The following is a 4,774-nucleotide window of genomic DNA, read 5'->3' as shown; positions in this document are numbered from 1 at the left end:
AAAAAAGTATTGGTTTATGAACAAAAATAAAATAGATGGAGGATCAAAATGATCACCGACTTGCAAAGCATCCTTTCCACGAACGTACGTGGAATGAAGCGCTCCGCTATCCGCGAGTTGCTGAAATACCTTGGCCAACCCGGCCTGATTTCGTTTTCGGGCGGATTCCCTGCTCCAGCCACTTTCCCGGTGGAAGAGCTGAAGGGCATCATCGCCGAAGTGATGGAAAACGAAGCCGCTTTCGCGCTGCAATATGGCACCACCGAAGGCGATCCGCTCTTGCGCGAACTGATGGTGAAGCGCTATCAAAATGCCGGCCTGAATGTGGGCATGGAAAACATCATCATCACCACCGCCTCCCAGCAGGCGCTGGACCTGATTGCGAAGATTTTCATAGATCGTGGCGACACCGTTGTGATGGGCCTGCCCTCCTACCTGGGCGGCATCAGCGCCTTCAATTCCTACGGCGCGGACATGATTGGAATTCCCATGGATGATGAGGGTGAAATCCCTGAAGTGATGGAAGCCAAAATCCAGGAAGCCATCGCCCGCGGCAAAAAACCCAAATTCATCTATGTGATTCCGGATTTCCAAAACCCCGCCGGCATGACCATGAGCGAAAAACGTCGTCGTGAAATCATCGACATCGCCCATCGCTATGACATTTTAATTCTGGAAGACAGCCCCTACCGCGAGCTGCGCTATGAAGGCCAGGATCAACCCACCCTTTACGAACTTGACGGCAGCGGGCAGGTCATCCTTCTGGGTACCTTCTCAAAGATCTTCTGCCCCGGCTTCCGCATCGGATGGGTGCTTGGACATCCGGATATTCTGGATAAAATCGTGGTGGCAAAGCAGGCCACAGACCTCTGCACCCCGCCCTTCACCCAGCGCCTGGCAGCCCGCTACATCGAACAAGGCTTCCTGGATCCCAAACTGAACCAAATCCGTGCCATGTATAAATCCAAGCAAAAAGTGATGCTGGACGCCCTGCAGGAATTCATGCCCGAGGAATTCACCTGGATCAAGCCCGAAGGCGGCCTCTTCCTGATGGCATACGGCCCTGAAGGCATCGATACGAACGCCCTGCTGATGGATTGCATCAAACAGCAAAACGTTGCCTACGTTGCCGGAACATCCTTCTTCTGCGATGGCGGTGGACAAAACACCATGCGCCTGAATTTCTCCTACGAATCCGAAGAAAACAACTATGAAGGCTGCAAACGCCTCGGCACATTCTATAAAGACGCGCTCGCAAAACGCTAAATAAACCATGAGGAACAAGATAAATGAAAGATAAAGCTGGAGGACGAATGCCTAACAAAGTCGAAAAAGACCGCATGGGCATGATCATCAGGGAAGAAGACGCGCTGGAAAAGATGGAGGTGGAAATCACCGACGTCAAAGCCCCCGGCGACGATGATTCTCCCGTTCTAATCTATTATAACTGGTGCAAAAAGTGCGGCATCTGCGTCGCCTTTTGCCCCACAGGCTGTTTGGGGCGTCGGGCGGATGGTTCGCCCTACGTAGCCCATCCGGAAAAATGTATCCACTGCGAAACCTGTGACCGCCTTTGCCCGGATTTTGCCATAACCGGTGCCAAGGACCGTTAGAGGAGAACAAATGCAACAGAAAAAATCAACAGCCAAAACCAACGTGAAGGCAAAAGCCGCTCCCAAAGCCGCACCAAAGGCGACGGTGAAAAACACCGCCCCCAAGGCAAAAGCTGAGCAGGTCAAGCCTGAAAGCATCCTGGAAGAATTGCAAACCGAACGTGAACGCAAAACAGTGTTGATGCAGGGCAACGAAGCCGTCAGTTACGGCGCCCTGGATGCCGGTTGCGATTTCTTTGCCGGATACCCCATCACCCCTTCCACTGAAATTGCCGAAATCTTGGCAACCGAACTGCCCAAGCGCGGCGGCGTTTTTGTCCAAATGGAAGATGAAATTGCCAGCATCTGCGCCATCACCGGAGCCTCTCTGGCAGGCGCGAAAGCGCTCACAGCCACTTCCGGCCCCGGTTTTTCGCTGATGCAGGAAGGAATTGGATTTGCCAAAATCACCGAAACACCCTGCGTGGTGGTGAACGTGCAAAGGGTGGGACCCTCCACCGGAATGCCCACCAGTTGTGCCCAGGGCGAAATCCAGCAATCCCGCTGGGGCAGCCATGGCGACAGCCCCGCCATCGTGCTCTATCCCGCCAGCGTGAAGGAATGCTATGAACTCACCATTCGCGCCGTGAACCTCAGCGAGAAATATCGCACCTGTGTGATCCTGCTTCTGGACGAGGTTTTGGGTCACATGCGCGAAGCCGTGCGCCTGCCCGATTTGGCAAACGTGCGCGTGATTTCCCGCATCAAGCCAACCGTGCCGCCACACTGGTATAAACATTACGACGAAAACCAAAAATATCTCTCCCCGCTGGCCAGCTATGGCGAGGGATACCGTTTCCACGTGACCGGCCTCACCCACGACCAGTTGGGATTTCCCACAAACAAACCCAGCGAATCTGCAGACATGATGGATCGCCTGCGCAAAAAAATCGTCTATAACCTCCGCGACCTCGTGCAAATTGAAAGCTATATGATGGAAGACGCAAAGATTGCCATCTTTGCCGCTGGCATCACAGCCCGCTCCGCCAAAGCCGCAGTTGCAATGGCACGCGAGGAAGGCCTGCCCGTCGGGCTTTTGCGCCCGCTCACAATCTGGCCTTTCCCGGACGACGCCGTGCGCAAAATGCTGCGTGATGTGGACGTGGTGGTGGTTCCCGAACTGAACCAAGGCCAATTAGTGCGCGAAATCCAGCGTCTGGTGAAAGACCGCAGCGACAGTAAGCTCATCAAAATTCAGCGCGTGAACGGAAAACTCATCTCGCCGCAGGAGATTCTGCGCAAAATGAAGGGAGGAATGTAAATGGCAACCATACCCCAACGTATTATCCACGACTATCTGCGCCACGACAAAAAATTCCCCCACGTCTGGTGCGCCGGATGCTCAAACGGCATCATCCTCGGCTCCATCATCCGCGCCATCGCGGGAATGGAACTGGATCGCAACGACATCGTGATGGTTTCAGGCATCGGCTGCTCTTCACGCATGCCGGTGTATGTGGATTTCAACACCCTGCACACCCTGCACGGACGTGCCATCGCTTTTGCCACCGGCATCAAAATGCACAAACCGAAGCTCAAGGTGATCGTGATTACGGGTGATGGAGACTGCACCGCCATTGGCGGAAACCATCTCATCCATGCCGCCCGCAGAAATATAGACCTCACCGTGATCCTGCTGAATAACAATATCTATGGCATGACGGGTGGACAAAGCTCGCCCACCACGCCACATGAGGCCATTGCCACCACCGCGCCTTATGGAAACATCGAGCCGGATTTTGACATCTGTAAGCTCGCCATGGGTGCCGGCGCCACCTACGTTTCCCGCACCACTGCTTTCCACACTCAGGAAACCCAGGCCATGGTGCGCGAAGCCATCGAACACCCCGGCTTTGCCCTCATCGAAGTGATTGCCGCCTGCCCCGTGATTTTTGGGCGCTTGAACAAAAAAGGCGGAGCGCCGGAAATGATGAAGGAAATGAGGGACAACTCCGTGCCGCTTTCCGCCATTGACAAGCTTCCCCCCGAAAAAGTGGAAGGAAAAATTGTCCGCGGAGTGCTGCGCAAAGAAATCCAGCCTGAATTCACCGACCGCTATGCCGGGCTGGTGAAAAAAGTTCAAGGCATGGGAGGTGAATCATGACGAATAGAAGCTATGAAGTCCGCCTCTCCGGAAGCGGTGGGCAGGGTCTGATTCTGGCAGGTATCATCCTCGCCCGCGCCGCCATGTTGGATAAAAACCGAGTTACCCAAACCCAAAGCTACGGCCCAGAATCCCGCGGTGGATCGTCGCGCGCGGACGTGATTATCAGCAGCGAAGAAATCTACTTCCCTGAAGCCATGCAATTCGACTGCCTGCTGGCGCTCACCCAGGAAGCCTGCGACAAATATCTCTTCGACCTCCGCGAAAAAGGGACTCTCATCATCGACACCACCTTCGTGAAAAACCTTGCCCTGGCTGCGGAAAACACCTATGAAGAGCCTTTCACCGAAATCGCCCTCGAAAAACTGGGCAGCCCCATCACCACAAACATCATCTCATTGGCGTTTTTGGTGAAAATCACCGGCATCGTGAAAGAGGAAAGCCTGCGTCAATCCATCTCTGAAACCGTGAAGCCCGCTTTTGTGGAATTGAACTGCAAAGCTATGCACATCGGTTTTGAGCTGGCTGAAAAATATCTGAAATAGGGAAAACGCGATGATTAAAAACGTATCCCACATCGGCATCGCGGTTCGCGACCTGGACGAAGGCATCGCTTTCTACGAAAAACTGGGCTTGAAGCTGGAAGGGACCGAAGTCGTTGAATCCCAGATGGTAAAGGTGGCTTTCTTCCCCTGTGGCGACACGCGCATCGAGCTTTTGATGCCCACTTCGCCCGAAAGCCCCATCGCCAAATTCCTGGAAAAACGCGGTGAAGGAATTCACCATATCGCACTGGGAGTGGACAACGTGCCCGCTGAACTGGAAAAAGCCGAAGCAAACGGCATCCGTCTGATCGACACAGAGCCGCGACCTGGTGCACACAATGCCCAAATCGCCTTCCTGCACCCAAAAAGCACTTTGGGGGTCCTCATCGAATTCTGTGAGGACGCGGAACACTAAACAAAACCCGGCTGCTTGCCGGAAAATATCAACGCCGGTCCTATGACCGGCGTTTTTT

6 protein-coding genes are annotated in these 4,774 nt (G+C 54.0%); all 6 read left to right on the top strand.

All coding sequences use genetic code 11. The features are described from left to right. The first annotated feature begins 48 nt into the window (after window positions 1-48). Genes GX135_04680 through mce form a run of 6 tightly spaced genes read left to right on the top strand, consistent with a single transcriptional unit; the run spans window position 49 to window position 4,716 of the window. Entirely contained in the window at window positions 49-1,266 is a 1,218-nt protein-coding gene (locus GX135_04680; GenBank protein ID NLN85384.1) for a PLP-dependent aminotransferase family protein, read from the top strand. 47 nt (window positions 1,267-1,313) lie between these two features. Beyond that, complete coding sequence (locus GX135_04675; protein ID NLN85383.1) at window positions 1,314-1,613, top strand: 4Fe-4S binding protein; 300 nt, start codon at window positions 1,314-1,316, stop codon at window positions 1,611-1,613. A 10-nt stretch (window positions 1,614-1,623) separates the two neighbouring features. Continuing rightward, window positions 1,624-2,913 (top strand): 2-oxoacid:acceptor oxidoreductase subunit alpha, encoded by a 1,290-nt coding sequence (locus tag GX135_04670; GenBank protein NLN85382.1) that lies wholly within the window; start codon window positions 1,624-1,626, stop codon window positions 2,911-2,913. Continuing rightward, window positions 2,914-3,756 carry a 2-oxoacid:ferredoxin oxidoreductase subunit beta gene (locus GX135_04665; protein ID NLN85381.1) on the top strand — a complete coding sequence of 281 codons (843 nt, stop codon included), beginning with the start codon at window positions 2,914-2,916 and terminating at the stop codon, window positions 3,754-3,756. It abuts the gene before it with no gap. Beyond that, window positions 3,753-4,301, top strand: a complete 549-nt coding sequence (locus GX135_04660) for a 2-oxoacid:ferredoxin oxidoreductase subunit gamma (protein NLN85380.1) — start codon at window positions 3,753-3,755, stop codon at window positions 4,299-4,301. The genes GX135_04665 and GX135_04660 overlap by 4 nt, the downstream gene beginning before the upstream one ends. Before the next feature lie 10 nt (window positions 4,302-4,311). Continuing rightward, the gene (mce, locus tag GX135_04655) at window positions 4,312-4,716 is read left to right on the top strand and encodes a methylmalonyl-CoA epimerase (GenBank protein NLN85379.1); all 405 of its coding nucleotides are present in this window, start codon (window positions 4,312-4,314) and stop codon (window positions 4,714-4,716) included. Window positions 4,717-4,774 lie beyond the last annotated feature (58 nt).

The sequence above is a fragment of the Candidatus Cloacimonadota bacterium genome (assembly GCA_012522635.1).
Taxonomy (GTDB): domain Bacteria; phylum Cloacimonadota; class Cloacimonadia; order Cloacimonadales; family Cloacimonadaceae; genus Syntrophosphaera.
This window is presented reverse-complemented; position numbering and strand designations above follow the sequence as displayed.